This window comes from Pseudomonas sp. MIL19 (genome assembly GCF_028680365.1).
Classification (GTDB): Bacteria; Pseudomonadota; Gammaproteobacteria; order Pseudomonadales; family Pseudomonadaceae; genus Aquipseudomonas; species Aquipseudomonas spirodelae.
This window is the reverse complement of the sequence record NZ_JAPPVG010000001.1, coordinates 345,732-372,018: the sequence shown is the minus strand read 5'-3', so window position 1 is coordinate 372,018 and position 26,287 is coordinate 345,732. Positions and strand designations below refer to the sequence as shown.

Below are 26,287 nucleotides of genomic sequence, written 5' to 3'. Positions count from 1 at the left end.
CGTACGAGAGCCCTGCCCATGAGCTGCCTGACCGTCTACCACCAGTCCGCCCCCGCGCATCCGAACAAGCTGCTGAGCCATGCCGAAGACATTGCCAGCACCCTGGCCACTGTCGGCGTGCAGTTCAGCCAAGTGCCTTTGCAGGAGCCGGTGATTGCCGGTACGGCCAGCGCTGAGCTGATGGCGGCCAATCGCGCGCAAATCGATCAGCTGCTGACTGCGCATGGCTATGCCAGTGCCGAGATACTGAGCTTGTGTGATGAGCGCGGCGAGGGCAGCGAGTTGGCCCGCGCGCTTAGACAGGAAAAGGCCTGCCAGCCCGCTCATCTGCACTATTACTTGGCGGGGCGCGGCCTGCTGGCGCTGCATATCGGTGAGTATGTCTACGGCCTGCTGTGTGAGAAGGGCGACTTGGTACAACTCCCCGCTGGTACTGCGCACTGGTTTGATGTTGGCGAGCATCCGCGCTTCGCCGTGTTGCGCCTGTTCGACAGCGCCCAGGTGCCGGTTTTTAGCGCGGTAGAGGGTGATTTCGCCGCTGCATTTGCCGGCCTGGATGACTGCTAACAGGTCAAGCATCTGAACTCTTCTGCCGAACGTCTATCCTAGGTAAGCGATCCCTTCGCATAGGAGCGACACCATATGGGTTCAATGTTTAACGGTTTACTGGGGTTGGTCATTCTGGCGCTGGATATCTGGGCGATTCTCAGCGTGATCAAAAGCAACGCCGAAACGGGCATCAAGGTGTTGTGGATATTACTCATCGTCTTGCTGCCGGTGATCGGCCTGATCATCTGGGCGTTGATGGGGCCGCGTGGCACGGTCAAGTTCTAATGCCGTGGCGCTCTGGTGCGTGGCTGTTGGTGTTGTGCCTGCTGGGCAGTGCCGCTCAGGCCGACGATGAGCAGGCCTGGACGGCGCTGCGTGAAGGCCGCGCCGTTTTGTTGATGCGTCACGCTACCGCGCCCGGCACCGGTGACCCTGCGAATTTTCAGTTGGGTGACTGCCGTACCCAACGCAACCTCAATCAGGCCGGTCGCGAGCAGGCGCAGCGCTGGGGGCAATTGCTGCAACGTCAGTGGATTAAACCGCGGCTGCTCAGCAGCCGCTGGTGCCGCGCTCAGGATACCGCTCGGGAAATGGGCATTGCTGCAGTCGAAGCGTTGCCCGCCCTGGATTCGTTCTTTCAAACCCTCACCACTGCCCGAGAGCAGACGGCTGCGCTGATCGAACAGATCAATGCGCAAGCCCGTGGCGCACCGATGGTGCTGGTCTCCCATCAAGTCAATATCACGGCCTTGACCGGTATCTATCCGGCGTCTGGCGAAGGACTGATTCTGGCGTTACCGCTAGAAGCTCCGGCGCGTGTGCTGGCGCGTATTCAGCCCTGAACTATCGTGCGTTAAATACTCAGCAGCCGCTGTTCCGGTAGCTGCGCACCTTCTAGTTTGAGCAACAGTGCTTTGCGCGGCAAACCGCCGGCATAACCCGTGAGGCTGCCGTCGCGGCCGATTACTCGGTGGCAGGGAATGATGATGGCAATCGGGTTCGCGCCATTGGCAGCACCCACCGCGCGAAATGCTGTGGGCCTTGCGATCTCGGCGGCGAGGGCGCTGTAACTGCTGGTCTGCCCGAAGGGAATGCGCAGCAGCGCCTGCCACACGGCGAGCTGAAAAGCCGTGCCTTGCGGCGCTAAGCGCAGCTCGAAGCGCTGCCGGCTCCCGGCGAAGTACTCATCCAGTTGCTTGCACACTTCATCCAGTTCACCGGTGGCGCTGCGCCAATCCTCAGCAATACGCCAGGGCTTGCCGTCGATATCCATCAGCAGTTGCTGCAAGCCGCGTTCATCAGCGGCCAGTAGCAGGCGGCCGATAGGGCTGTCGTGGTAGCGGTAGAACATCGGTCAGCCCTCGCGTGAGTGGTGCCATCTGTGCGCGGTGCATAGGCGCGTTTAAGGCGGTTATGCGCTTGAGCCCAGTGTCTGCCGATATTGCCCGGGCGTCAGGCCTTTCCAGCGTTTGAAGGCGTGCAGGAAGTTCGACACTTCGCTGTAGCCGAGGCGTTCGGCAATGTCTTCCTGGCTCAGGCTGGCAATGGCCAGTAGCTCTTCGGCCAAGGCTTGGCGCACTTCCTCCTGCAGTTGGCGAAAGCTGCTGCACTGGTCTTCCAGGCGACGGCGCAGGGTGCGGCTGCTGATATTCAGCTCACTGGCGATCACTTCCATATCGGCCAGCCGTCCCGGGGTACTCAGCAGACGATCGCGGATCTGCCCGGCCAGGCCACTGCGCACTCGGCGTTTGGCCAGCAGCGCCTGGCACTGCAGCTCGCAGAGCTGGGCGCTGTGCGGATTGGCGCGGGGCAGGGGCAGGTCGAGCAGGTGGCGGGGGAAACTGATGCGGTTGTGCGCGCAGGCGAATTCCGGCAGCAGGCCGAATTGTTCGCTAAATCGCGCCGGGTCGGCCGGTGCTGACTGGCTCAGTTGCACGCTGCTCAGGGGCACCTTAGCGCCGGTCAGCTCGCGTTGAATGACCATCACCGCGACGGCGTCACGTAGCAACAGAAAATCGCGCACGCTGTCTGGCAGGTGGCTGCCATCCAGCTCCAGGTGCGCCTGGCTGGTATCTTCGCGCAAGGTGATGCGGTTAAAGGCAAAGGTCAGGTCCAGATAACGCAGGCCCAGTTCAGCCGCCTGGCGGAAGGTCTGGCTGCTGAGCAGGGCGTAGCCCCAGATACCGTAGGTGGTCAGCTGATAGCGCAAGCCAGCCTGTAGGCCCAGGTCATCCTGGCCGGGCAGGGCGTCGATCAGGTTGCGGATCAGTTGCAGTTCCTGCGCGCCTTCGATTTCGCTGTGCAGCTCGGCCAGTTGCAAGGGGCTGAGGCCGGTATTCAGGAGGCAGCGCTCGACACTCAGGCCGTGGTCGAGGCCCAGCTGGGTCAGCAGTTGTGCGCTGGTGATGCTGCGCTTTGGCAGGGTGTAGGAGACGGCTGACATGCAGTTGTCCGGTGGCTTGTCCGAAAGTCACAATCGATTGGCCGACTATGCCATAACTGATGAGGCGGCAGGCAAGTAGCATTCAGCTACCGCTACTGACAGCGATTGGGGAATAACAATGCATAACAACACCCAACGTCCGGCCCCCTTGCGCGTGCTAATTATCGGCAGCGGCTTTGGTGGCCTGGGCATGGCCATTCAATTGCAGAAGGCTGGTATTGAGGACTTTCTGCTGCTGGAAAAAGCCGCAGAAGTCGGCGGCACCTGGCGTGACAACAGCTATCCCGGTGCGGCGTGCGATGTGCCGTCGCACCTGTACTCGTTTTCTTTCGAACCGAAAACCGACTGGAGCCGCAAGTTCGCGCCCCAGGCGGAAATTCACGCGTACATGCTGCACTGCGTAACCAAGTATCAGTTGCGCCCGCGCATTCGCTGCAATGCCGAGGTGGCTTCGGCGGCATTTGATGCGGCAGCGGCGCTGTGGCGAGTGACCCTGAGCAATGGCGAAGAACTCTGCGCCGAGGTGCTGATCAGCGCCTGTGGCCAGCTCAATCAGCCGGCCTATCCGGCGCTGCCGGGGGTTGAGCAGTTTACCGGTGAGGCCTTTCACTCAGCGCGCTGGCGGCATGATCTGGACCTGACCGGCAAGCGTGTGTCGGTGATCGGTACCGGTGCCTCGGCGATCCAGTTTGTCCCGCAGCTCCAGCCTAAGGTGGCCGAAATCAAGCTGTTCCAACGCTCGCCGGCTTATGTGCTGGCCAAGCCCGATCGCGCCTACAAAACCTGGGAGTTGGCGCTGATGCGTAAGCTACCCTGGCTGCAGCGCATCGATCGTGGCCTCAAGTACCTGCAATATGAGATGCGCGGCCTGGCGTTTATCAGCCTACCGTGGCTGATGAAGCTGATGCGCTTCACCTTTGACCGGCATTTAAACCAGCAGATCAGTGACCCGCAGTTGCGTGCGCAGTTGCAGCCGGATTACCCCATGGGCTGTAAGCGCATCCTGATTAGCAATGATTACTTCCCGGCCCTGGCAAAGCCCAATGTGACGGTGATTAGCGAGGCGATCAGCCGCGTGACTGAGACCGCTATTGTTACCGCCGATGGCCGCGAACACCCCTGCGATGTGCTGATTTACGGCACCGGCTTTGCCGCCACGGATTTTCTTGCACCGATGCAAATTACCGGGCTTGCTGGGCTGGAGCTGAACCAGGCCTGGCGCGATGGCGCCGAAGCCTACAAGGGCATCAGCGTCAGCGGTTTCCCCAACCTGTTTATCCTTTATGGGCCCAATACCAACCTGGGGCATAACTCGATCATCTACATGCTGGAAAGCCAGTTCCGTTACGTGCTTGGTTGCATTGATGTGCTGCGCCAGCAGGATGTGCGTTATCTCAACGTCAAGGCAGCGGTACAGCAGCACTACAACCAGCAGATCCAGGCCAGCTCGCATCGCACGATATGGGAACAGGGCTGCTCAAGCTGGTACAAAACTGCCTCCGGCAAAAGCACCAACAACTGGCCGGGCTACACCTTTACCTACCGCCAGCAGACCCGCGCCCCGGAGATAAACGACTATGACCTCACCCGCTGAATTCACCGCGCCAGCGGCCGATCAGGCGCTTTTGCGCAGTGTGCTGCGTACCAGCCTACGCGTGCTGTTCCGTGGTTTGGTGCGGCCACCCATGCCAATTGCCGGGCAGCGTGCGGTGCTGCGTGTGCTTACTGCGTTCAGCCCGACGCCGCGCGGTATCACCCGCAGCCCTGGCACCCTGGGCGGGCGAGCCTGCGAATGGCACAGGCCGCAAAGCGGGCAATGGCCTCGCCCGCAAAAGGGCCGTGGCACGGTGCTGCTCTACCTGCATGGTGGGGCGTATCTGATTGGCGGTGCGAATACCCACCGGGCGATTTGTTCCAACCTGGCTAGGCTCGGGCAAATGGAGGTGTGCGCGCTGGATTACCGCCTAGCACCCGAGCATCCATACCCGGCCGCCCGCGATGATGCCCTGGCGGCGTTCCGGGCGCTGATTGAGCAGGGTTACGCACCCGCGCAAATCGTTATCGGCGGCGACTCGGCCGGTGGCAACCTGAGCTTGATCAGCAGCCTGCGCCTGCACGACCTGGGCTTGCCGCAACCTGCGGCACTGCTGTGTTTCTCCCCGGTCACGGACTTTACCGGCACCCAGTTGCATGAGCCGCCGGCGGGTGATCCGCTGATCCACCCCAAGTGGATCGAGCAAGCGTTGGCGCTTTATTGCCCGGCCGATGTGGCGCATGACGATCCAGGCCTGTCGCCGCAGTTTGCCGATCTACATGGCCTGCCACCGGTGCTGATTCAGGTGGGAGAAGATGAAATTCTGCGCAACGACAGCCTGCGCTTTGCCGACAAGGCCAAGGCCGCAGGGGTGGATGTGTGCCTGCAGCGCTATCCGGGGCTGTGGCATGTGTTTCAGGCCCACGCCGGCATGCTCAAGGCGGCTGACTTCGCCTTGGCCGAAGTGGTGAGCTTTTTGCGAGCGCGAGGTTGCTGATGCACAACATTCTGATTACGGGGGCGGCGTCTGGCATCGGTGCCGCCACCGCGCGCTTGTTTCACCAGCAGGGCTGGCAAGTGGGCCTGCTCGACATCAACCCTCAGGCGCTGGCCGCGCTTGCCGCCGAGTTGGGTGACGTTTGGCATGCGCAACTGGATGTGACGGATGCCGCAGCGGTCAAGGTCGCCTTGGCGGACTTTTGCGCGTTGCACGCAGGGCAACTGCGCCTGCTGTTTAACAGCGCTGGGGTTTTGCAGTGTGGCCATTTCGAGGAAATTGAACTGGCCGAGCATGCGCGCATCTTGCAGATCAATGTGCAGGGCACGCTGAACATGACGCATGCGGCGTTCCCTTACCTGCAAGCCACACCGCAGGCCCAGGTGATCAACATGGGTTCTGCTTCCGGGCTGTATGGCGTGCCGCACCTGGCCAGTTATTCGGCGTCCAAGTTCGCCATTCGCGGCCTGACCGAGGCGCTGGAGCTGGAGTGGGCCAAGTACGACATTCGCGTTGGCGACCTGATGCCGCCCTTTGTCAGCACGCCGATGCTCAATAATCAGCGCTTCCAGGCACCGGTGCTGCGCCGCCTGGGCGTTAAGCTTGAGGCGCACGCTGTGGCGCAGGCGGCCTGGGCGCAGGCGCAGAGCAATAACGTACACCGGCCGATCAGCCTACAGTTCAAGCTTTTGTACGGCTCGGGCCAGCTAACGCCGGCCTGGCTGACGCGGCGCATCATGGCTTGGCTAAGCCGGGAGTGAATAGGTCAGCGTATTTTTAGCTGGGCAAACGCCGCACGATAGGGCTAGTCTGCACTTAACGCTTCTGACTTGTTCACCCTGAACAAGCCTGCGTTGACCAGCCCTGGTTTCAGGTCTGGCTTATGACCTATCAAGCAGCGTGATCGCTTGATTCTCGGGCGGCACTGCCACTGGTGCCGCGACATCGCTGAAGCTCAAGCGGTAGCAATGGGAAAGCGTTTAACAGGTTCTCGCACTGCAGTATCGACACCTTGTTGGTTCTTTAGCGTCCTGTAAATTTATCCATCGCCTGAGGAGTTCACTTCATGAGCACAGCCTTGCATGACGATGTTAGCAATGGGGTTCTACGGCGGATGAAGGAAGGTGGCTTTGACTTTGCCAGCTTCCATCCCATCGAGTTCTATGCCCTTTTTCCGGATGAGGCGCGAGCCCGCCAGGCCACCCGTAAATTCCGTGGTGAGTCGTTACACGCCTTGGTGACCGAACGCGATGACGGCGTTTGGCACCTGCAAGTCAGTAAAGTGATGTTTGCCACCTGCTACGGGATTGATGACTTTGAACATGACCTTGGGTCAGTCGTCATCCCCCTTGGCGGTAAGCTGGATGGTTGGGGCGTAACCCAGGAGGTCAGACAGCCCTGAGCGCCATACACCGGACAGCCATACGCTGGCCGGTGTCATTTCTACCTCGCTAACTCACGCCTCAACTAATCGCCCCTCGACCCCAGCCTGCGCTTTGCTTCAGACTTGGCCCATGACCGATATCCTGATTTTTACCCATGTTGATTACTGCCCACCGGCCCACCTCGGCAAGGTGCTGGAGCAGGCTGGCCATGCCTTTACGGTGCTGCGTGCTGATCTTGGCGAACTGGAGGGCATCGACCTTGACCGCCCCAAAGCCGTGGCCATTATGGGCGGGCCGATGAGCGTGAATGATCCGCTGCCCTGGATCGCCACTGAAGTGGCGGCGCTGCAGCATTTAATCCGCCGCGATATCCCGCTGATCGGTCACTGCCTGGGCGGCCAGTTGTTGGCCAAGGCTCTGGGCGCGCAAATTCAGCGTATGCCCTATACCGAAAGTGGCTGGCAGCCGCTGAGGCGGCTCGATCAGGCCGCACCCAGCCCGTGGCTGGCGCACTTACCCGACAGCTTTACGGTGTTTCAGTGGCATGGCGACAGTTTCGCCATCCCGGCCGGTGCGCAGCCGTTGCTCAGCAGCCCCTGGTGCAGCAATCAGGCGTTTGCCTGGGGCGATAAAGTGCTGGCCCTGCAAGGCCACCCGGAAATGGACGAAGCTTTAGTGCGCCAATGGCTAGACGATTGGCACCACCTGCTAGATGACACCCAGCCAAGCCAGCAGAGCAGGGCGCAGATGCTTGAAGATCTGCCGGCTAAGATCGCTGAACTGAATCGCGTGGCCGAAGGCTTCTATCGCCACTGGCTGCATTTGGCCGGTTTGTAGGTCGCCGCCATAAAATGGCGCGGCCTGTCATGGGCAAGCCAGTGACGCGTCTCATCTTGGTGCGTAATGATTGCAGGATTTATTTAACCTATTGAAATGTAAGCCATTTCACTAGTGGCGCGGGCTTTGCAATGTTGACTCCATGACCGGCTGACAAGGAGTACGGCATGGGCCGCACCTTTTATGATGAGATGTACGACGCGAGTGGTGCAGTCCGCCCGCACTATCAGGCCTTTTCCCGTTGGCTGGCGGACACCCCGGAGGAACTGCTGGCCCAGCGCCGCCGTGAAGCTGACCTGCTGTTCCACCGCGCAGGGATCACCTTCACCCTTTATGGTGATGATCAGGGCACTGAGCGCCTGATTCCATTCGATATCATCCCGCGCAGTATTCCGGCCAGCGAATGGCGCATGGTCGAGCGCGGCTGCATCCAGCGCGTGCAGGCGCTGAATATGTTCCTTGGCGACCTCTACCACGATCAGCGCATCATCAAGGCTGGCATCGTGCCGGCCGAGCAGGTGCTGGCCAACGAGGGTTACCAGATCGCCATGCAGGGCCTCAACCTGCACCGCGATCTGTACGCACACATCGCCGGGGTCGATCTGGTGCGTGATGGCGACGGCAGCTACTACGTGCTGGAAGACAACCTGCGCACCCCCAGCGGCGTCAGCTACATGCTCGAAGACCGCAAGATGATGATGCGCCTGTTCCCCGAGCTGTTCGCCGCCCAGCGCGTGGCGCCGGTCGATCACTACCCCAGCTTGCTCCTCGATACGCTGAAATCCTCCAGCCCGCTGGATAACCCTAATGTCGTGGTGCTGACGCCGGGGCGCTTTAACAGCACGTACTTTGAGCATGCCTTCCTTTCCCGCGAGATGGGCGTGGAGTTGGTCGAGGGCGCAGACCTGTTTGTGCGCGACGACAAGCTCTTTATGCGCACCACCTCCGGGGCCGTCCAGGTGGATGTGATCTACCGCCGCCTCGACGATGCCTTCCTCGACCCACTGGCGTTCAACCCGGGCTCTATGCTCGGTGTACCCGGCTTGCTGGCCTGTTACCGCAGCGGCAACGTGGTGCTGGCCAATGCCGTCGGCACCGGTGTGGCGGACGATAAATCGGTCTACCCCTATGTCGACGACATGATCCGCTTCTACCTGAGTGAAGAGCCGATCCTGAAAAACGTGCCGACCTTTCAGTGCCGCAAACCGGCCGAGCTGTCCCACGTGCTGGCCAATCTGGAACAGTTGGTGGTCAAGGAAACCCAGGGTTCCGGCGGCTATGGCATGTTGGTGGGGCCGGCGGCCAGCAAGGCCGAGATCGCAGAATTTCGCACGCGGCTGATCGCCCGCCCAGAAGCCTATATCGCCCAGCCGACGCTGTGCCTGTCGACCTGCCCGACCTTTGTTGAGCGTGGTATTGCACCGCGGCATATCGACCTGCGCCCGTTCGTGCTGTCGGGCAAGGAAACCCGTATCGTCCCTGGCGGCCTGACCCGCGTGGCGCTGCGCGAAGGCTCGCTGGTGGTCAATTCGTCCCAAGGGGGCGGTACCAAAGACACCTGGGTCGTGGAGGATTCATCATGCTGAGTCGAACGGCCTCTGACCTGTACTGGATGTCGCGCTACCTGGAGCGTGCGGAGAACCTGGCGCGCATGCTGGATGTCAGCTACTCGCTGTCATTGATGCCGCAAGACGGTCGCGGTGATGGCTTGGAAGAACTGGCCTTGCCGCTGCTGATTACCGGCACCCTGGATGAATACCTGACGCGCCATGGCCCGATGCATGCCGAGCGCATGCTGAATTTCTTCGCGTTGGATGCGAGTAATCCGGGGAGCATTTATTGCTGCCTGCAGGCCGCACGCAGCAACGCTCATGCGGTGCGCGGGCGGATCACCGCCGACATGTGGGAAAACATCAACGCCACCTGGCTGGAGATTCGCGGCATTGCCGAACAGGGCCTGGGCCGTTACGGCATCAGCCGCTTCTGTGAGTGGGTCAAGGAGCGCTCGCACCTATTCCGCGGCGCCACTTTCGGCACGATTATGCGTGGCGACCCGTACCGTTTTATCCGGCTGGGCACCTTTATCGAACGCGCCGATAACACGCTGCGTCTGATCGATGCGCGCTATGAAATGCTCGGCGAAGACATCGACGAAATCGACGGCCGCCCAGCGCGTAGCTACTACCAGTGGACCGCGCTATTGCGCGCCTTGTCGTCATTCGAGGCGTTTGCCGAGATCTACCGTGGCTCGCCTGATACGTGCAAAGTCTCCGAGCTCTTGCTGCTGCGCGCCGACATCCCGCGCTCGCTGCGCGCCTGCATGGACGAGCTCAACCTGATGCTCGCCAGCCTGCCCGGCGACAACGGCCGCCCAGCCCAGCGCCTGGCCGCCGAACTGGAAGCACGGCTGCGCTACACCAGCATCGAAGAAGTGCTCGACGAGGGCCTGCACGCCTGGCTCACCGATTTCATCCTGCTGGTTCGCCAGTTAGGTCAAGCCATCCAAAGCTCCTACCTGGAGGTCGCATGAGACTGTCAATCAGCCACGACACTACCTATCGCTATGAAGATCAGGTACGCAACAGCATCCAGTATTTGCGCATGACCCCGCACGACAGTGAGCGCCAACACGTAATCAGCTGGGCATTAAGTTTGCCGCGCCCGGTGCGTGCGCAGATCGACCCCTACGGCAACATCCTGCACGTGCTGACCCTGGATGAACCGCACGAGTCCATCGTCATCGGTGCCCGTGGCCAGGTGGAAATTGATGAGTCGCGCGAAGCCGAGCACGAAAGCCAGTCGGCTTGGCCGTTTCTGCGCTTTACCCGCCTGACCGAAGCCGACGCCGCACTGCGCGAGTTCGCCCAGTTGCAAAGCCACAGCCGCGCTGACCGCAGCGGCCTGATCGACCTGATGTACGCGCTGAATGCGCACATAAGCTACCAGCCCGGCACCACCGCCGTGGAAACCAGCGCCAGCGAGGCCTTCGCCGGCGGCAGGGGCGTCTGCCAGGACCACGCCCACGCTTTTCTCGCCTGCGCGCGCAGCCTGGGTGTTCCGGCGCGTTATGTGTCGGGTTATCTGTTCACCGACAGCGAAGATCACCTAGCCAGCCACGCCTGGGCCGAAGCCTGGCTGGATGGCGCCTGGTACAGCTTTGACGTAACCAACTGCCTGGCCAAGCCAGAGCGGCATTTGAAGTTAGCCGTCGGCCTGGATTATCTGGACGCCTGCCCGGTACGCGGCATGCGCCGCGGTGGCGGCATCGAGCAAATGCAGGCGCAGGTGGATGTAGCGCCGTTGCTGCAGGTGCAGCAGCAGTAGGCGCGCTGCGCTAGCTTCGCAGGATGGGGTAGGGTGGGTTAGTGGCGCTGGATCCGAGATTAATTGTTCAGCTCGGAGCATGAGCGCCACTTAACCCACCGAGCGGTGGTCGCGGTTGTGGCTGTGGGCACTTCTAGTTCCTTAGTCCGTAGTCCGTAGGATGGGTTGAGCACAGCGATACCCATGCTGCTGATGTGATAGATGCAGCGCAGCGCGACTCGTCCATCCACGCGTTGATGCATAACGCCAGTTTTGTAGGAGGGGCTTTAGCCGCGATTTTTGCTGCTTTTGATGCTTTCTGTTCAGGTTCTGCGACAAGTTCATTGGCGTGGTGATTTCTGATTTTAGTTTCGCCCCTTACGAGCGAGTCTCTTTATCCAGTCGCGGAAAAAGTAACCAAAAACGCTTGCCCCAACATCCGGCCCTGCCTGCGGCAGGGTTCGTTCACGCCATCGTTGCTCTAGGGGCCCGCCCGGATGCGGCCCACCGACGAAGGGCCATCCCTGGCCCATCGCGGCTCTCGCGGCATCCATGCCGCTCAACGCCATCCACAACGATTCTGTTCACCCTCTTGAAGGGGCGTTTGGCGTCGTCTGCACGTTTTGTGTGGCTGAATCAAAAGCAACGCCTGCCACCACTGCGGTTTGATGGGTATCGCGTTGCTCAACCCATCCTACGGCCAAGGGTTTTAAGCATTTCGGTTTCTAAACACATATCTCAGATGCGCGCGCAAAATCCCCGTCAGGAGGCCGAGTGGAGGTGTTGCGTAGGGGGACGAGCCGCATGGATGCGGCGAGAGGCGTAATGGGCCAGGGACGGTCCATGTACGCCGGCCCCCGGATGCAGGGGCGCATTCTCTTTGGTTACTTTCTCTTGTGCGAAGCAAGAGAAAGTAACTCGCCGTAAAGGCGAAAGCGTAGGTTCAGTCGACCAAGATGTTTTGTGAAACAGTGCTAATGAATAAGCAAAGTGTTCGCGGCTCTCCATGAAGCCATCAAGGCTTCACTTTCCTCCCGACCATATGCCCCAAATACTCAACCAACTCGCCCAGCGCCTTGTCACTCAAAACCTCAACCGCAAACCCCGGCATCTTGCCTTGCGGCCAGCGGCGCAAACTCTGTGGGTCGCGGATGTAGCGGGTTAGAAAGTCGCCGCTGAAATACTCGGTCGGGTTATGCGGAATATTCAGGTCGGGGCCGAATTGCGAGTCGCCGGCACCGTTCAGGCGATGGCATGCCATACAGTTCTTCTGGTACTGGGCAAAACCCGCCTGCACCGCCGGGCTGGCGTCTGCCGCTGGCAGCAGTTGCGGAAAGCGTTGCGCCACCGGGGCTAATTTGCGAATGGCGGCCAATTGGAACGGCCACTGTTCCGGGCTTATCTGGCTGGCGGCTGGGTTTTGCCAGACTAGGTAAAACGGCCCGGCGCTGGATTTGCCTTTACCCAGGGGCGGCCAGGGTTGCGCCGGGTCTTCAATAGCCAGCCAGGCTTGGCTGCCGGTTTTGCTCAGCACAGGCGCAGCAGACAGCTCGGCGGCAAAGCCGTCGCTGGCCACCAGTTGCAGGTGATCACCCGGTTGCACGCCTTTCAGCAGCGCTGTCAGCGGCACGGCGCGGTAGTGCATACGGCGTTTGTAACTGACGTCGTTGTCGATCTCGACGCTTTGCGTCTGTGGGTGGGCGAGCAGTTGGGCGGTGCTCAGGCGCTGGCTGCCGTTGCCTAACTCCAGGGTCAGTTCGGCGGCGTGCAGCTGGCTAAAGGGCAGCAGGCTGAGCAGGGCAATGCAGGCGATGCGGGTGTTCAATCCTGAGACTCCAGGGCGAATTTAAGCTCCTCATAGCCGCCGGCGTTGATCAGGTTGCTGTAGCCCATGGCGCGCAGGCTTTCTTCGGCAATGCCGGAGCGACGACCGCTTTGGCAGTAGAGGACGATTGGGGTGTCTTTGTCCGGGGCGAGGGCGCTGATCTGGCTGGCAATCTGTTCATGGCCCATGCGTTCGGCGTTTGGCAAAGCACCGGCGGCGAATTCTTCGGCCGTGCGTACATCAATAAGCAGCGTGTCGGGGGATTGCAGGGCGGTGACGGCGGCATTGAGTTCAGCTTCGCCGGCCATAAGCGGTAGGCTAATTAGCAGGCAGAGAGTGGCGAGTAGGCGACGCATGGTGTGCTCCTTGGGGTGATTGCGGTCACCCTAGCACAGGCGCTGATCTTCCCGCTTTGCGGCGATTGTGCTGCCCTGCCAGCGCACTCCACTGTGGCGGGCAGGGCAGCACACGAGTGGCTGACCGCGCTTCAATAACAGGCAATGAAGCGGTGCGATTTCCAGCGTTAACTAATCAAACGGGTCAGGTTGGGAAGGATCAGAATCACGGTGGTGGCAAAAACGATCATGCCTGCTTGGCGCATCTTCACGGGATTGAACATGGCGATTGGCCTTGTTGTTTTTTGCGGCGGGTAGTCGCTGGCCTGCTAATTGTGCGGGTGCGACGCCTCACCTCATGTTGAGCATTAAAACCGTCCCGGCAAAACCCGGCGACGATGCCTTCAACCGCCTGCACTGCATTTCAGGCGGCTTGATTCAACTGTAGGGGCGCCTAAGCACTTGCCATAGACGCCTTGATTACTAAGGCCGGTGGGTTAGGTGCTGGTGGTTATGACCGTAGTGTTGCCACCCGCATTCGAGCCTTGAGTTAGACGCTGTTTTGCCCATTCGCTCAGCAATTGACCGTTGGTCTGAGCTGAGCGGTCAATAGCCCTGAGCGCTTCGGTCATTGAGCCTGTCTGCGCGCGGCGTATGGTGACTGCACTCAACAAAAATAGGCGCGGGTAACACCTGCGCCATCAGCCACCCTCCATTGGAGGTCTGAGGACGCCATGACCGAAGCATTTATTTTCGATGCCGTGCGCACGCCCCGCGGCAAGGGTAAGAAGGACGGCGCGCTGTACAGCGTTAAGCCTGTCGACCTGATCGCCGGCCTGCTCAAGGCGCTGCAAGCGCGCAATAATCTGGATACCAGCCAGGTCGACGACATCGTGCTCGGCTGCGTGACGCCGGTGGGTGATCAGGGTGCTGACATCGCCAAGACGGCCGCCATGGTTGCCGATTGGGATGTCAGTGTGTCGGGCGTGCAGCTCAACCGTTTCTGCGCCTCGGGCCTGGAAGCAGTGAACCTCGGCGCGATGAAGGTGCGTTCCGGCTTTGAGGACTTGGTGGTGGTCGGCGGCGTCGAGTCGATGTCGCGCATCCCGATGGGTTCCGATGGCGGTGCCTGGGTGATGGACCCGGCGACCAATATGCACACCCATTTCACCCCCCAGGGTATTGGCGCCGATCTGATCGCCACCCTTGAAGGGTTCAGCCGCACGGATGTCGACAGCTTTGCCCTGCGCTCGCAACAGAAGGCCGCTCGCGCCAGCAAGGACGGTTCGTTCAACAAGTCGCTGATTCCGGTGGCCGACCAGAACGGCATCGTGCTGCTCGATCACGACGAATTTATCCGTGGCGAGTCCACCCTCGAGGGCCTGGGCAAGCTCAAGCCGAGCTTCGAGATGATGGGCCAGATGGGCTTCGACAGCACCGCGCTGCGCGTCTACAGCCATGTTGAGCAGATCAATCACGTTCACACCCCGGGCAACAGCTCGGGCATCGTCGATGGCTCGGCCTTGATGCTGATTGGCTCCGAAGTCAAGGGCAAGGAACTGGGCTTGAAGCCGCGTGCGCGCATCGTCGCCACCGCCGTGACCAGCACCGACCCGACCATCATGCTCACCGGCCCAGCGCCGGCGACGCGCAAGGCGTTGGCCAAGGCCGGGCTGAATATTGCTGATATCGACCTGTTTGAAGTCAACGAAGCGTTCGCTTCGGTGGTGATGAAGTTTATGAAAGAGATGGGCGTCAGCGAAGACAAGGTCAACGTCAACGGCGGCTCCATCGCCATGGGCCACCCGCTGGGTGCGACCGGTTGCGCCATCCTCGGCACCCTGCTCGACGAGTTGGAGAAGCGCCAGCTGCGCTATGGCCTGGCCACCCTCTGCGTGGGTGGCGGTATGGGCATTGCCACGATTATTGAAAGAGTTTGAGGTGGAGATAAGAAAAATGACTGACGCCATCCGTTACGAAAAAGGCCAGGACAATATCGTCGTTCTGACCATGGACATGCCCGGCCAGAGCGCCAACACCATGAACGCGGTGTACCGCGAGGCCATGGGCAAGATCGTCGAGCGCCTGGAAGCTGAGAAGGACTCCATCGCTGGGGTGATTGTCACTTCGGCGAAGAAGACTTTTTTTGCCGGCGGCGACTTGGGGGAGCTGATCAAAGTCACCAAGGCTGACGCGCAAGCCTTCTACGGCATGATCCTCAACATCAAAGGCCAACTGCGCCGCCTGGAAACCCTCGGCAAACCGGTGGTCGCGGCGATCAATGGTGCGGCTCTGGGCGGTGGCTGGGAAATTGCCCTGGCCTGCCACCACCGTATCGCCCTGGACAGCTCCAGTGTGCAACTGGGCCTGCCGGAAGTGACACTTGGCCTGCTGCCGGGCGGTGGCGGGGTGGTGCGTATGGTGCGCCTGCTCGGCCTGGAAAAAGCTCTGCCGTATTTGGCCGAAGGTAAGAAGGTTCGTCCGGAGGCCGCGCTTAAAGCGGGTTTGATTCATGAGTTGGCTTCCGACAAGGATGATCTGCTGGCCAAGGCCCGCGCCTGGATTGCGGCCAACCCGGCGCCCAAGCAGCCTTGGGATGTGGCTGGTTACAAGATTCCGGGGGGTACGCCGTCGAGCCCGAACGTGGCGCAGATGCTGGCGATCGCTCCGAGCGTGCTGCGTGATAAAACCAAGGGCTGCTTCCCCGCGCCGGAGAAGATCATGTGTGCCGCCGTCGAGGGCGCGCAGGTCGATTTCGATACTGCGCAGATCATCGAAGCGCGCTACTTCACTGAGCTGACCACCGGCCAGGTGGCGAAGAATATGATTGGCACCTTCTGGTTCCAGCTCAATGAAATCAACGCCGGCGGCTCGCGCCCGCAAGGCTTCGCGCCCTACGTGACCAAGAGGGTCGGCGTGCTCGGCGCTGGCATGATGGGCGCCGGTATTGCCTATGTGTCGGCTGTTGCCGGGATCGAGGTGGTGCTCAAGGACATCTCCATCGAAGCCGCCGAGAAAGGTAAGGCCTACTCGGCCAAGCTGCTGGAGAAGAAAGTCGGCCGTGGCCAGATGAGCGCCGAGAAACGCGATGGCATCCTGGCGCGAATCAAACCGACGATCAGCGATGCCGATTTCGAAGGCTGCGACCTGATCATCGAAGCGGTGTTCGAGGACCGTGACCTCAAGGCCAATGTCACCGCCGCGGCCGAGCGTGCGGCGTTGAGCGACGCGGTGATTGCCTCCAATACCTCGACTCTGCCGATCACCGGTCTGGCCACTGCTGTACAGAACCAAGATAAATTTATCGGGCTGCATTTCTTCAGCCCGGTGGACAAGATGCCGCTGGTGGAAATCATCAAAGGCGAGCAGACCAGCGACGAGACCCTGGCGCGTGGTTTTGACTACGTCATGCAGATCAAGAAGACCCCGATCGTGGTTAACGACAGCCGCGGCTTCTTCACCTCGCGGGTGTTCGGCACCTTCACCAACGAAGGCTTGGCCATGCTGGGCGAAGGCGTGAGTGCGGCGATGATCGAGAACGAAGCACGAAAGGCCGGCATGCCGGTCGGCCCGTTGGCGATCAGCGATGAAGTGTCGATGAGCCTGATGAATCATATTCGTCAGCAAACCATCAAGGATCTGGCCGAAGAGGGTAAACAAATCCCCGAGCATCCGGCCTTTGCGGTGATCGACATGATGCTTAACGAGTACAAGCGGCCTGGTAAGGCGGCGGGTGCGGGCTTTTACGACTATCCGGCCGGTGGCAAGAAGCACCTGTGGCCTGAGCTAAAAGCGCGTTTCGAGAAGCGCGATGCGCAGATCTCTCAGGTCGATGTACGTGATCGCATCCTGTTTATCCAGGCCATCGAAACCGTGCGTTGTGTGGAAGAGGGCGTACTCAAATCGGTTGCTGATGCCAATATCGGTTCGATCTTCGGTATCGGTTTTGCCGCCTGGACCGGCGGTGCGTTGCAGTTTATCAACCAGTACGGCGTGCAGGACTTCGTCGCCCGCGCCGAGTACCTGGCTGAACAATACGGCGAGCGCTTCCTGCCGCCGGCGTTGCTGTTGGAAAAGGCGGCTAAAGGCGCGCACTTCTAGCCATGGTGGCCCCAATGCGAGCGCTTTATGGCGGCCCCTAGAGGTGAACCTGTTGAAGAGTATCCGGTCGCCTGAAGCGGTCAGGGGGGAATGAAAATCCCTGGGAGCAATATGCGCCCAGGGAGCGTGATGGTTATGGAAATAAACAGCGAGGTAAAAGCCTTGGCCGAGTTAAATCATGATCGGCCAATATGATATTGATTAATTGTGGGCGTAATTATGCGCAGTATGAGTTTGCACAGCTAACGTGCCGGCGAGATTAAGCGGGAGAGGTGGTCGAGAGATGGGTGATAAAGAATCAGTTGTTGTAACGGCTATTAGTGTTGTGTGGTGAACATCCCTGTTCCTGCGTTTTAAATTAACGCATGCTCAGGGCGAAGTTGTTCTGCAACCAACTTTGGTGATGCGCATCGCTGCGGTCTATCGACCACTTGGTTAGGCTCAGCATGGCTAGCGTAGCGCCGACGATCATCAGCGGGTAAGCCGTCATGAGTTCGCTCAGCGAGTATTTCCACGCGAGCGGGTGACCCACGCCGAGCAGGGCGGCGTAGAACCAAGACACCCCCGACAGCGCGCCGGTAAAGATCGCCAGGTTGCGCATGCTCAATGGTAGCTTGAGTAGCGAACCGGCCTGCTGCAGAGCCGGCAGCACGGTATTGTGTAGCACCATGCCGTTAATGGTCAGCAGTATCACAACGGTGATCTTGGCTTGTAGCTTGGGGTTGAGGAAGTACTGCAGGCCGGCGCTGGATGCGTCCATCGCGATAATGCCGATGCCGCTAACCCACAGGACGATAAGCGAAAGACCCTCTGCGTTCTTCAAGTGCTCAAGGTGTTCGTTGCACTGTTTGACGCCTCGACCTTTGAATAATTGCTTGAGCATGGCTAGGTCACTGGTTAGTACCAGGCCCACTGCAACGCAGCAGGCGATCAGGTGAACGTAAACGACCCCTAGGCGCATCAGGGTCATAACTTCTTTTTGTTGCAAAGTTGCAATGAGGAAGGTGTAAAAATCCATGGGTGCCTCTTATTGTTTAATTACTAATTAAATAGTGCATGTGGGGTGGGTTTTATAGGTTGGCACATGCGCGAGTTAATATTTAATAGTGTGCTTGTCAGTGTTCTGCTCGTAGGTGTTGAAACATGACCCCTTTTGTCCGGGCACTAAGGAAACTCTGAAGAAGACTTCCTGATTTTGGCAAAATGCCCGGATTCCACCCGCCGAGTTTTCCAATGAAGCAGATGACCTTCGCCGACGCCGAGTACGCCGGTAAGCGCAAGCAGACCCGCAAAGAGCTGTTCCTGATCGAGATGGATCGGGTGGTGCCGTGGAAGGGTTTGATTGCCTTGATCGATCCGCATTACCCCAAGGGTGAGGGCGGCCGGCCAGCCTATCCACTGATGGCAATGCTGCGGGTTCATCTGATGCAAAACTGGTTCGGCTACAGCGACCCGGCGATGGAAGAAGCGCTGTACGAGACGACCATCCTACGCCAGTTTGCCGGGTTGAGCCTGGAGCGCATTCCGGACGAAACCACCATCCTCAACTTCCGCCGGCTGCTGGAGAAACACGAACTAGCTACCGGCATCCTGGCCGTGATCAATGGCTACCTTGGTGACCGAGGCTTGTCATTGCGGCAAGGCACCATCGTCGATGCCACGCTGATCAATGCGCCGAGTTCGACTAAGAACAAGGACGGCAAGCGTGACCCGGAAATGCACCAGACCAAGAAGGGCAACCAGTATTACTTTGGCATGAAGGCCCACATCGGCGTCGATGACGAGTCGGGTTTAGTGCACGGCGTGGTTGGCACGGCAGCCAATGTTGCAGACGTTACCCAGGTCGACAAGTTGCTGCATGGCAAAGAAAACATGGTCGGTGCCGACGCAGGTTACACCGGCGTAGAAAAACGCCCAGAACATGAGGGTCGGGAGGTGATCTGGCAGATCGCTGCCCGCCGCAGTACATATAAGAAGCTGAGTAAGCGCAGCGCGCTGTACAAAGCCAAGCGCAAAATCGAGAAGGCCAAGGCCCAGGTGCGTGCCAAGGTCGAACACCCGTTCCGGGTGATCAAGCGTCAGTTTGGTTATGTGAAGACGCGGTTCCGTGGCCTGGCCAAGAACACGGCGCAACTGGTGACGCTGTTTGCGTTATCAAATCTGTGGATGGCACGCAGACATTTACTGATGAATGCAGGAGAGATGCGCCCGTAATATGGGCAATAGCCGCCGCGAGGTGCTCGCGGCGGTTAGAAATACAGAAATTAGCGGGTGATCTGGTCGTTTTTGATCGGTTTGCCGCTTTCAAAATAGGCAAGTGCTGAAGTCAGCCTGAAATACAGGGCTTTTTCAGACCATCCCTAACCAAGTGCTGGCACACTCTCTTGTGGCCAAGAATCTTCCTGATTCAGCGGGGGGCTAGTACCTCGTGGATGGCACCACGTGGCCAGACTTTGGGGGTGAATGTAGGAGCGATGACTGAGATGGGTAGTTCAATTTTTGACCAGCCGTTCGTCAGCTCTGGCGTCTTTAGTGCCAATAAGCTACGGACTGATTTATGGCGCAGAAGCCCGTTCTTGTCGCATTTTTAGCTGTTCTTACGAGGGGTTACTAAAACGACGTGCGGTATAAAGGGTCGGTCGCTTGCAGCGAATTGCATTTTGCGTCACAGACGTCTTGTCCATGAGGAGGATGGCTGTAGGATAGCCCGCTGCCTAGGGAAGCTATTCCTTTGCGCAGAGCTGTATGTTAAGAAGCCGCACTCAATATTGCCCTCGGCGTTCACCTCAGGAAACCTCATGTCGCTGCGTATCTGCATCCTGGAAACCGATGTTCTTCGCCCTGAATTGGTCGACCAATACGACAGCTACGGTCGTATGTTCGAGCAGTTGTTTGCCCGACAGCCGATTGCTGCCGAGTTCAAGGTGTACAACGTGATGGAGGGGCACTACCCGCCAGACAGCGAGCGCTACGATGCCTATTTGGTGACGGGCAGCAAGGCAGATTCCTTCGGAAGCGAGGCCTGGATCCAAACGCTAAAAACCTACCTGCTGGAGCGCTACCGCCGTGGCGACAAGCTGTTGGGCGTGTGTTTCGGTCATCAGATTCTCGCCCTGCTGCTCGGCGGCAAGACTGAACGCGCCGTACAGGGCTGGGGCGTGGGCATTCACCAGTACCGCATGGCCAACAAACCGGGCTGGATGAGCCCCGACCTGGAAGACCTGACCCTGCTTATCAGTCATCAGGACCAAGTCACCAAGCTGCCAGAAAACGCCACATTGCTGGCCAGTAGTGAGTTCTGCCCGATTGCTTCTTACTGCATTGGCGATCAGGTGCTGTGCTTCCAGGGCCACCCCGAGTTTGTCCATGACTACTCGCGCGCGCTGCTCGACTTGCGCCAACAGCATATCGGTGAGGCGGCCTACACCAAGGGTGTCGACAGCCTGCAGCATGACCACCAAGGCCACACCGTGGCTGAGTGGATGATGCGTTTTGTTGCGCAGGGCCGTGCCGGTCTGGCGGAGTAAGTCGCTGTTGCAAAAAAAGCCCGGTCAATGACCGGGCTTTTTTATTGCTGACGCTTAGGCTGGGCTGATCTGCTGATCCATGGCCTCAATGCACTGCTGCATCTGCCTCTGGCAGGTTTCGATCAGCTGCGGCAGGTCGTCCTGGCTCAGGCCGGCGGTGGGAATGGCTGGTAGTGAGCGGATCATGATCTCGCCGCTGTTCCAGCGGTTAAGCTGCAAGTGGTTGACGTAGGTGCTGACGCACACGGGGATGATCGGCACGCCGGCGGCAATTGCCATCTGAAAGGCCCCCTTCTTGAAGGGCAGCAAGCCTTTACCCAAATTACGCGTGCCTTCGGCGAACACCCAGATTGAGGTGTCTTTATGCTTGAGGGTGTCGGTAGTCGTGAGCATGGATTTTTTCGCGCGAACGGCATTGCCACGATCGAGCAGTACGTTGCCTGCCAGCCAGTACAGCTGGCCAAAGAACGGCACCCACTTCAGGCTTTTCTTGCCGATGCTGACGGTGCGCTCGGGCACCACACGGCCAAGCACGTACAGGTCATAGTTGGACTGGTGGTTGGCGATAATCACGCAGGAGCGCTGGTGGTCGAGCAGCGGCTGCACATCGGTCTTGAGCTTCCAGCCCAGCAGCCACTGCGCCGGAATGCTGTAGAGGCGCGCACAGAGGCGGCTGTTGTCCGGGTTGAACGGCCGACAAATGCCGATTAATAACCCCAGGATGCCGGCGAGGATAAAGTGCACGCCCATCGCCAGCATGCGCAGTAGAAAAAGCATTTGGTACGCCCGTCATAGGAAAAAGGCGCGAAGTGTACGGGCGTACACTGTTTTCGGCAATTGATGCTGATAAGAGGTCGTTACAAGGTTTTTAGCGGCATTAAGCGACGTTTAAGCCGCGTAAAGGATGGATGTACTGCGGGGTGCCTGATGGCGTTTCGTGGGTACGTCACTAAACACAAAGCCCGGCGTTTGGCCGGGCTTTGCGGTGCGGCACAGAGTGGTTTACACCAACTGCTTCTTATCCAGCTCAACAGCGTTGTCCAGCGCGTCGAGTAGCGCTTTGCGCACCTTCAGCTTGGTGTTCTTGTGCGCGGTCATGTTGATCTTCTTCATCTGCTGGGCAACAGCCCGCGCCGTGGCCTGCAGTTCGTCGGCCGGCACGACCTTGTCGAGGAAACCGGCATCCACAGCGCTTTGCGGGTCGAACATCTCACCGTTGATCACCGAGCGGTGGAAGACCGATTTACGCAGGCGGTCGCGGGCCAATTCGATGCCTGCGTGGTGCATGGTCATGCCGATCAGTACTTCATTAAGCCCGATGGTGAATGCCCCTTCGGTGCCGATGCGGTAGTCGGACGACAGCAGGATAAATGCACCCTTGGCCACCGCATGGCCCGGGCAGGCGACGATGATCGGGAAGGGGTGGGCCAGCATGCGCCGCGCCAGGGTCGAACCGGCGGCAACCAAGTCGATCGCATTCTGAGGGCCGGAGGTCATCACCTTGAGGTCGTAACCACCGGAAAGGATGCCCGGTTGGCCTGTGATGATGACGATGGCCTTGTCTTGTACGGCGCGATCCAGAGCGGCATTAAACGCCGTGATCACATCCGGGGAAATAGCATTCACCTTGCCATTGCACAGGGTCAGGGTGGCAATGCCATCGTCGAGTTGGTAGCTGATCAGGTCGCTCATGGTGGGTTCCTTGTGCTGAAGTGTCGCAGACGTTACCCACCCACATCGGTCAGGTAAAGCACGATGACTGACTGGCTGGTCAGTGATTACCGGCGACTCGGGCTATGGCGGCGATCAAGATCGCCAATTGGGCTACCCGGTTTACTCGCAATTAAGCTCACTCCTCTATAAGGAGTGATCGACATGCCTGGTTTAATCAGACGTATTAAGTACTGGCGCGCTGCATTGGCGTTGCTGCTGTTGGTCAGCATGCTCTGGCTTGCGAGTGATCAGCACAGCCAAAGCCCGCTTGGTGTGCTGGGACTGTTCGGCTTCGGCCTGTTTATCTCCCTGGGATTTATCCTGTTCGGCCAGCAGCGATTCGAACCGAGTACCGCCAATCCCGCCGCCGACGACCAGCACTTGGCTTAAGCGCATGAATTTTTTGAAAAAATATTTTGCCTTTGGCGGGCTCTTCGGCTACATTTGCGCGCCTCGACAGACAGCAATGGCCGTCGAGACCCGGTGAAGTGTCCGAGCGGTTGAAGGAGCACGCCTGGAAAGTGTGTATACGAGAAATCGTATCGTGGGTTCGAATCCCACCTTCACCGCCAGACATTGAAAACCCCAGAGAGAGCAGTCTTTCTGGGGTTTTTTCGTTTCAGGCCCCGCATGTCTCCGCCCGATTGGTACAGCGGAGTGGTACAGATGACTGTCATGGCCCAACCTTGGAAGCACCCTGTAAGTGGCATTTTTTACTTCCGTCGCGATGTCCCCGAGAGTATTCGTGGAGTCATGTCTAGCCCGCTCACCGCTGGGCGCTTGTTAGACTGCGTGTCTGACGGTTGGGGTTGGGCATGAAGGCGACTTGGGACATTTTCTGCAGCGTTGTCGATAACTACGGCGATATCGGAGTGACCTGGCGGCTCGCGCGGCAGTTGGCGGCCGAGCATGGCCTGACGGTGCGGCTGTGGGTGGATGATTTGGCGGCTTTTGTACGCCTCTGCCCACAAGCGGATAGCCAGGTGCTGAGGCAGGTACAGCAGGGCGTTGAGGTGTGTCTGTGGCCCGTCGATTGGCAAGCGGTCGAGCCGGCGGATGTGGTGATCGAGGCGTTCGCCTGTGAATTGCCGGCGGCTTATATTGCAGCGATGGCGGGGCGTGAGCAGAAAGTCCTCTGGCTTAACCTGGAGTACCTGAGCGCCGAGGACTGGGTGGAGGGTTGCCATGGTTTGCCCTCGATGCAGTCCAACGGTTTGTCGAAGTTTTTCTTCTTTCCAGGGTTTACCCCAGGCAGCGGTGGTTTACTGCGTGAGCGTGGGCTGCTGGCGCTGCGTCGAGCATTTCAGGCGGACGAGCGTGCGCGCGATGAGTTTCTGCGCGGCCTGGGTGTTGAATCGCTGGCTGGTGCGCTGCTGATTTCGCTGTTCGCCTATGAAAATGCCGCCTTGGGCAGTTGGCTGGAGGTGTTGGCAGCAGGGCCGCAGCGGATTCAGCTGTTAGTGCCTGAAGGGCGCATTTTGAGCAGTTTGCAGGGCTGGTTGGGCAGCCCCGCATTGCAGGTCGGTGAAGCTTATCAGCGTGGCCAGCTGCATATCCAAGTGCTGCCGTTTATCTCGCAGGATCAGTACGACCGCTTGTTGTGGAGTTGCGACTTCAATGCGGTGCGCGGTGAGGATTCGTTTATTCGCGCGCAATGGGCCGGGCGGCCGCTGCTTTGGCATATTTATGAGCAGGCTGATGGCGCGCACCTGGAAAAGCTCAACGCATTTTTAGCGCTCTATAAAGAAGGCTTGTCAGCCGAGGCGCAAGTAGCCCTAACCCGTCTATGGGGTGCCTGGAATAGCAACGGGCCGATGGGCGAATGTTGGACGCAGCTGCTGAAAAATTGGCCAGAGCAGGTTGCACACGCCGAACAGTGGTCTCTAGAACGGGCCTCGCAGGCCGATCTTGCTGAGGCGCTGGTGCAGTTTTACCTAAATTGGCTATGATACGCGGCCAAGAATTTTGTAATTCCATCCAAACCCGGATATTCGTATGAAAACCGCACAAGAAATGAAGCCCAACAGTGTGGCCCTGATCGACGGCCAACCTTGGCTGATCCAGAAGGCCGAATTCACCAAGTCCGGTCGTAACAGCGCCATCGTTAAAATGAAGTTGAAGAACCTGCTGACCGGTTCCTCGACTGAAACCGTGTACAAGGCTGATGACAAGCTTGAGCCGGTTATCTTGGATCGCGTAAACGTAACTTACTCGTACTACAGCGAGCCGAACTACGTCTTTATGGACGAAGAGTTCAACCAGTACGAGCTGAACAAAGACGATCTGGAAAGCATCATGCCGTACATCGTCGATGGCATGACCGACGTCTGCGAAGCCGTCTTCTTCGAAGGCAAAGTGGTTTCGGTTGACCTGCCGACCACCATCGTTCGCCAGATCACTTACACCGAAGGTTCCGCTCGCGGTGACACTTCCGGCAAGGTGATGAAGCCAGCTAAGCTGAGTAACGGTACTGAAGTTAAGGTTGCGGATTTCTGCAACATTGATGACTGGATCGAGATCGACACCCGTACCGGCGAGTACAAATCCCGCGCTAAAGCCCCGGTCTAAGACTGGCTTTAACGGCGAGAAGAAAACCCGACCTAGCATCGGGTTTTTTATGGCCAGCCATTCATGGCGGCCACCCTTTGGGTCGTCGCTGCGCGACGCTAAAAATGATTCCGGATCATTTTTTCTGCCTGCGATTTAGGGGCAGCCCTTAACTGCGCTGTAAGCCGCTTTGCAGGGCCAGGTCCCAGGGCGCTATTGGGCCAAAACGCGCTTTGAGAAACTCCAATAGCAAGCGGCTGCGCGAGTCGGTTTCGCGCTCCAGACGCAGGGCATAGATACCGCTGGGCTCGGGTGCGGGTAAGCCGTTTTCGCAGAACAACGGCAGTAATTCGCCGCGCACTAGGTAGTCGCTGATCAGCCAGGTTGGTAGGTGGGCGATGCCCAAACCGGCGAGGGCGCTAAACAGTAGAGCTTCGGCGTTGTTGGCGGTCATGCGCAGGCGTTTGGGGCGGCACAGCTGCAGCTTGCCGTGCTGCTCGAAGCGCCAGGCGTATGGCGGGGCCAGGCTATCCCAGTCGAGGCCGTCATGTTCCAGCAACTCTGCAGGTGTGCGCGGTACACCGCGTTGTGCCAGGTACGCGGGGCTGGCACAAACAACCCGCACCATCGGTGATAGCGCGGTGGCAACCAGGCGCGTATCGGCCAGCGGACCAATGCGCAGCACCAGATCGACCTCGCCCAAGTGCGTGCCGTGCAGGTCGACGAAGCTGTCGATCAGGCGCAGTTGTACATCCAGCCCGGGATAGGCGACGAGAAACTCTGCAATTGCCGGCGCGAGATGTCGGCGACCGAACGGCGCGGGTGCGTCGATGCGGATCAACCCTTCGGGCGCGCTGCTCAGCGACACTGCCTCGGCGCGGGCCAGGTGCAGCTCGGCAAGAATGCGCTTGGCGCGCTCGGCAAACGCCAGGCCGGCGGAGGTGGCGCGCACGGCATGCGTGCTGCGGCTAAACAACTGGCTGCCCAGCGAGCGCTCCAGCGTATCAATGCGCCGCGCCACCGCAGAAGGGGTGAGTGGATGGCGACGGGCGGCGGCGGAAAAACTGCCCGTTTCCAGCACATCGAGAAACAGGCTGAGCTGGTCGGTTAGGTTGTCAGGGTTCATGCGTTGCTTCTGCTGTGCGTTAAGGGCATAGCCATTTTGCGTTGCTATGCGTTTCGCGGCCAGTA

General features: G+C 59.4%; 26 protein-coding genes and 1 tRNA gene. 19 read left to right on the top strand and 8 right to left on the bottom strand.

From position 1 onward, the window contains the following. The first annotated feature begins 18 nt into the window (after positions 1 to 18). The 3 genes from N1078_RS01815 (at position 19) to N1078_RS01805 (ending at position 1,391) form a co-directional block, all read left to right on the top strand. On the top strand, positions 19 to 567 hold the full coding sequence (locus N1078_RS01815; protein ID WP_274086488.1) for an acireductone dioxygenase: 549 nt from the start codon (positions 19 to 21) through the stop codon (positions 565 to 567). Positions 568 to 642: 75 nt separating this feature from the next. Beyond that, complete coding sequence (locus tag N1078_RS01810; RefSeq protein WP_090385447.1) at positions 643 to 834, top strand: PLDc N-terminal domain-containing protein; 192 nt, start codon at positions 643 to 645, stop codon at positions 832 to 834. Continuing rightward, a complete protein-coding gene (locus N1078_RS01805; protein ID WP_274086487.1) occupies positions 834 to 1,391 on the top strand; it encodes a histidine phosphatase family protein in 558 nt (185 codons plus the stop codon). The genes N1078_RS01810 and N1078_RS01805 overlap by 1 nt, the downstream gene beginning before the upstream one ends. Positions 1,392 to 1,402: 11 nt before the next feature. Here N1078_RS01805 and N1078_RS01800 read toward each other — a convergent pair whose 3' ends face one another. After that, positions 1,403 to 1,900: a methylated-DNA--[protein]-cysteine S-methyltransferase gene (locus tag N1078_RS01800; RefSeq protein WP_274086486.1), complete on the bottom strand. Its 498-nt coding sequence runs from the start codon at positions 1,898 to 1,900 to the stop codon at positions 1,403 to 1,405. A 60-nt stretch (positions 1,901 to 1,960) separates the two neighbouring features. Next, on the bottom strand, positions 1,961 to 2,992 hold the full coding sequence (locus tag N1078_RS01795; RefSeq protein ID WP_274086485.1) for an AraC family transcriptional regulator: 1,032 nt from the start codon (positions 2,990 to 2,992) through the stop codon (positions 1,961 to 1,963). Between the two features lie 118 nt (positions 2,993 to 3,110). On the opposite strand from N1078_RS01795, the gene N1078_RS01790 reads away from it, so the two are divergent. From N1078_RS01790 to N1078_RS01755, 8 genes are all read left to right on the top strand, one after another. Further along, positions 3,111 to 4,586: a flavin-containing monooxygenase gene (locus N1078_RS01790; protein WP_274086484.1), complete on the top strand. Its 1,476-nt coding sequence runs from the start codon at positions 3,111 to 3,113 to the stop codon at positions 4,584 to 4,586. After that, entirely contained in the window at positions 4,570 to 5,523 is a 954-nt protein-coding gene (locus tag N1078_RS01785) for an alpha/beta hydrolase (RefSeq protein WP_274086483.1), read from the top strand. Before N1078_RS01790 ends, N1078_RS01785 begins: the two co-directional genes overlap by 17 nt. Beyond that, on the top strand, positions 5,523 to 6,284 hold the full coding sequence (locus tag N1078_RS01780) for an SDR family oxidoreductase (protein WP_274086482.1): 762 nt from the start codon (positions 5,523 to 5,525) through the stop codon (positions 6,282 to 6,284). The genes N1078_RS01785 and N1078_RS01780 overlap by 1 nt, the downstream gene beginning before the upstream one ends. 305 nt (positions 6,285 to 6,589) lie before the next feature. Beyond that, positions 6,590 to 6,925, top strand: a complete 336-nt coding sequence (locus N1078_RS01775) for a ribonuclease E inhibitor RraB (protein WP_090242544.1) — start codon at positions 6,590 to 6,592, stop codon at positions 6,923 to 6,925. Between the two features lie 112 nt (positions 6,926 to 7,037). Then, positions 7,038 to 7,745 carry a type 1 glutamine amidotransferase gene (locus N1078_RS01770; protein WP_274086481.1) on the top strand — a complete coding sequence of 236 codons (708 nt, stop codon included), beginning with the start codon at positions 7,038 to 7,040 and terminating at the stop codon, positions 7,743 to 7,745. A gap of 167 nt (positions 7,746 to 7,912) precedes the next feature. Next, the gene (locus tag N1078_RS01765; RefSeq protein WP_274086480.1) at positions 7,913 to 9,331 is read left to right on the top strand and encodes a circularly permuted type 2 ATP-grasp protein; all 1,419 of its coding nucleotides are present in this window, start codon (positions 7,913 to 7,915) and stop codon (positions 9,329 to 9,331) included. Further along, the gene (locus N1078_RS01760) at positions 9,325 to 10,275 is read left to right on the top strand and encodes an alpha-E domain-containing protein (protein ID WP_274086479.1); all 951 of its coding nucleotides are present in this window, start codon (positions 9,325 to 9,327) and stop codon (positions 10,273 to 10,275) included. The genes N1078_RS01765 and N1078_RS01760 overlap by 7 nt, the downstream gene beginning before the upstream one ends. Further along, positions 10,272 to 11,069, top strand: coding sequence for a transglutaminase family protein (locus tag N1078_RS01755; RefSeq protein ID WP_274086478.1), 798 nt, complete (start codon positions 10,272 to 10,274; stop codon positions 11,067 to 11,069). Before N1078_RS01760 ends, N1078_RS01755 begins: the two co-directional genes overlap by 4 nt. 994 nt (positions 11,070 to 12,063) lie before the next feature. Here the strand turns inward: N1078_RS01755 and N1078_RS01750 are convergent. Beyond that, entirely contained in the window at positions 12,064 to 12,873 is an 810-nt protein-coding gene (locus N1078_RS01750; RefSeq protein WP_274086477.1) for a c-type cytochrome, read from the bottom strand. Then, positions 12,870 to 13,229, bottom strand: coding sequence for a rhodanese-like domain-containing protein (locus N1078_RS01745; RefSeq protein WP_274086476.1), 360 nt, complete (start codon positions 13,227 to 13,229; stop codon positions 12,870 to 12,872). Before N1078_RS01745 ends, N1078_RS01750 begins: the two co-directional genes overlap by 4 nt. Before the next feature lie 713 nt (positions 13,230 to 13,942). On the opposite strand from N1078_RS01745, the gene N1078_RS01740 reads away from it, so the two are divergent. Next, positions 13,943 to 15,148: an acetyl-CoA C-acetyltransferase gene (locus N1078_RS01740; RefSeq protein ID WP_274086475.1), complete on the top strand. Its 1,206-nt coding sequence runs from the start codon at positions 13,943 to 13,945 to the stop codon at positions 15,146 to 15,148. 16 nt (positions 15,149 to 15,164) lie between these two features. Continuing rightward, positions 15,165 to 17,309 (top strand): 3-hydroxyacyl-CoA dehydrogenase NAD-binding domain-containing protein, encoded by a 2,145-nt coding sequence (locus tag N1078_RS01735; RefSeq protein ID WP_274086474.1) that lies wholly within the window; start codon positions 15,165 to 15,167, stop codon positions 17,307 to 17,309. Between the two features lie 358 nt (positions 17,310 to 17,667). Here the strand turns inward: N1078_RS01735 and N1078_RS01730 are convergent, their stop codons facing one another. Beyond that, positions 17,668 to 18,327, bottom strand: a complete 660-nt coding sequence (locus N1078_RS01730) for a hypothetical protein (protein WP_274086473.1) — start codon at positions 18,325 to 18,327, stop codon at positions 17,668 to 17,670. 215 nt (positions 18,328 to 18,542) lie between these two features. Here N1078_RS01730 and N1078_RS01725 point away from each other — a divergent pair, with 215 nt between their 5' ends. Together N1078_RS01725 and N1078_RS01720 are read left to right on the top strand one after the other, a co-directional pair. After that, a complete protein-coding gene (locus N1078_RS01725; protein ID WP_274086472.1) occupies positions 18,543 to 19,523 on the top strand; it encodes an IS5 family transposase in 981 nt (326 codons plus the stop codon). A 584-nt stretch (positions 19,524 to 20,107) separates the two neighbouring features. After that, the gene (locus tag N1078_RS01720) at positions 20,108 to 20,836 is read left to right on the top strand and encodes an amidotransferase (protein WP_274086471.1); all 729 of its coding nucleotides are present in this window, start codon (positions 20,108 to 20,110) and stop codon (positions 20,834 to 20,836) included. Positions 20,837 to 20,890: 54 nt separating this feature from the next. Here the strand turns inward: N1078_RS01720 and N1078_RS01715 are convergent, their stop codons facing one another. Both N1078_RS01715 and N1078_RS01710 read right to left on the bottom strand, forming a co-directional pair. Further along, positions 20,891 to 21,613 carry a 1-acylglycerol-3-phosphate O-acyltransferase gene (locus N1078_RS01715; protein ID WP_274086470.1) on the bottom strand — a complete coding sequence of 241 codons (723 nt, stop codon included), beginning with the start codon at positions 21,611 to 21,613 and terminating at the stop codon, positions 20,891 to 20,893. Positions 21,614 to 21,838: 225 nt separating this feature from the next. Next, a complete protein-coding gene (locus N1078_RS01710; RefSeq protein WP_274086469.1) occupies positions 21,839 to 22,528 on the bottom strand; it encodes a crotonase/enoyl-CoA hydratase family protein in 690 nt (229 codons plus the stop codon). 183 nt (positions 22,529 to 22,711) lie between these two features. On the opposite strand from N1078_RS01710, the gene N1078_RS01705 reads away from it, so the two are divergent. The 4 genes from N1078_RS01705 (at position 22,712) to efp (ending at position 25,117) form a co-directional block, all read left to right on the top strand. Continuing rightward, positions 22,712 to 22,939: a hypothetical protein gene (locus N1078_RS01705; protein ID WP_274086468.1), complete on the top strand. Its 228-nt coding sequence runs from the start codon at positions 22,712 to 22,714 to the stop codon at positions 22,937 to 22,939. A gap of 92 nt (positions 22,940 to 23,031) precedes the next feature. Further along, a tRNA-Ser gene (locus N1078_RS01700) sits at positions 23,032 to 23,121 on the top strand. A 243-nt stretch (positions 23,122 to 23,364) separates the two neighbouring features. Beyond that, the gene (gene earP / locus N1078_RS01695) at positions 23,365 to 24,498 is read left to right on the top strand and encodes an elongation factor P maturation arginine rhamnosyltransferase EarP (protein WP_274086467.1); all 1,134 of its coding nucleotides are present in this window, start codon (positions 23,365 to 23,367) and stop codon (positions 24,496 to 24,498) included. A gap of 46 nt (positions 24,499 to 24,544) precedes the next feature. Then, on the top strand, positions 24,545 to 25,117 hold the full coding sequence (gene efp, locus N1078_RS01690) for an elongation factor P (protein WP_274086466.1): 573 nt from the start codon (positions 24,545 to 24,547) through the stop codon (positions 25,115 to 25,117). A gap of 148 nt (positions 25,118 to 25,265) precedes the next feature. Here efp and N1078_RS01685 read toward each other — a convergent pair whose 3' ends face one another. Beyond that, positions 25,266 to 26,222: a LysR family transcriptional regulator gene (locus N1078_RS01685; RefSeq protein WP_274086465.1), complete on the bottom strand. Its 957-nt coding sequence runs from the start codon at positions 26,220 to 26,222 to the stop codon at positions 25,266 to 25,268. Positions 26,223 to 26,287 lie beyond the last annotated feature (65 nt).

Coding starts and splice junctions, on each gene's coding strand:
- N1078_RS01800 (WP_274086486.1), bottom strand. CDS start 1,900: ATGTTCTACCGCTACCACGACAGCCCTATCGGCCGCCTGCTACTGGCC.
- N1078_RS01725 (WP_274086472.1), top strand. CDS start 18,543: ATGAAGCAGATGACCTTCGCCGACGCCGAGTACGCCGGTAAGCGCAAG.
- N1078_RS01715 (WP_274086470.1), bottom strand. CDS start 21,613: ATGCTTTTTCTACTGCGCATGCTGGCGATGGGCGTGCACTTTATCCTC.
- N1078_RS01770 (WP_274086481.1), top strand. CDS start 7,038: ATGACCGATATCCTGATTTTTACCCATGTTGATTACTGCCCACCGGCC.
- N1078_RS01740 (WP_274086475.1), top strand. CDS start 13,943: ATGACCGAAGCATTTATTTTCGATGCCGTGCGCACGCCCCGCGGCAAG.
- N1078_RS01730 (WP_274086473.1), bottom strand. CDS start 18,327: ATGGATTTTTACACCTTCCTCATTGCAACTTTGCAACAAAAAGAAGTT.
- N1078_RS01810 (WP_090385447.1), top strand. CDS start 643: ATGGGTTCAATGTTTAACGGTTTACTGGGGTTGGTCATTCTGGCGCTG.
- N1078_RS01705 (WP_274086468.1), top strand. CDS start 22,712: ATGCCTGGTTTAATCAGACGTATTAAGTACTGGCGCGCTGCATTGGCG.
- N1078_RS01760 (WP_274086479.1), top strand. CDS start 9,325: ATGCTGAGTCGAACGGCCTCTGACCTGTACTGGATGTCGCGCTACCTG.
- N1078_RS01775 (WP_090242544.1), top strand. CDS start 6,590: ATGAGCACAGCCTTGCATGACGATGTTAGCAATGGGGTTCTACGGCGG.
- N1078_RS01735 (WP_274086474.1), top strand. CDS start 15,165: ATGACTGACGCCATCCGTTACGAAAAAGGCCAGGACAATATCGTCGTT.
- N1078_RS01745 (WP_274086476.1), bottom strand. CDS start 13,229: ATGCGTCGCCTACTCGCCACTCTCTGCCTGCTAATTAGCCTACCGCTT.
- N1078_RS01765 (WP_274086480.1), top strand. CDS start 7,913: ATGGGCCGCACCTTTTATGATGAGATGTACGACGCGAGTGGTGCAGTC.
- N1078_RS01805 (WP_274086487.1), top strand. CDS start 834: ATGCCGTGGCGCTCTGGTGCGTGGCTGTTGGTGTTGTGCCTGCTGGGC.
- N1078_RS01710 (WP_274086469.1), bottom strand. CDS start 22,528: ATGAGCGACCTGATCAGCTACCAACTCGACGATGGCATTGCCACCCTG.
- N1078_RS01790 (WP_274086484.1), top strand. CDS start 3,111: ATGCATAACAACACCCAACGTCCGGCCCCCTTGCGCGTGCTAATTATC.
- N1078_RS01815 (WP_274086488.1), top strand. CDS start 19: ATGAGCTGCCTGACCGTCTACCACCAGTCCGCCCCCGCGCATCCGAAC.
- N1078_RS01795 (WP_274086485.1), bottom strand. CDS start 2,992: ATGTCAGCCGTCTCCTACACCCTGCCAAAGCGCAGCATCACCAGCGCA.
- N1078_RS01685 (WP_274086465.1), bottom strand. CDS start 26,222: ATGAACCCTGACAACCTAACCGACCAGCTCAGCCTGTTTCTCGATGTG.
- N1078_RS01720 (WP_274086471.1), top strand. CDS start 20,108: ATGTCGCTGCGTATCTGCATCCTGGAAACCGATGTTCTTCGCCCTGAA.
- N1078_RS01780 (WP_274086482.1), top strand. CDS start 5,523: ATGCACAACATTCTGATTACGGGGGCGGCGTCTGGCATCGGTGCCGCC.
- efp (WP_274086466.1), top strand. CDS start 24,545: ATGAAAACCGCACAAGAAATGAAGCCCAACAGTGTGGCCCTGATCGAC.
- earP (WP_274086467.1), top strand. CDS start 23,365: ATGAAGGCGACTTGGGACATTTTCTGCAGCGTTGTCGATAACTACGGC.
- N1078_RS01785 (WP_274086483.1), top strand. CDS start 4,570: ATGACCTCACCCGCTGAATTCACCGCGCCAGCGGCCGATCAGGCGCTT.
- N1078_RS01755 (WP_274086478.1), top strand. CDS start 10,272: ATGAGACTGTCAATCAGCCACGACACTACCTATCGCTATGAAGATCAG.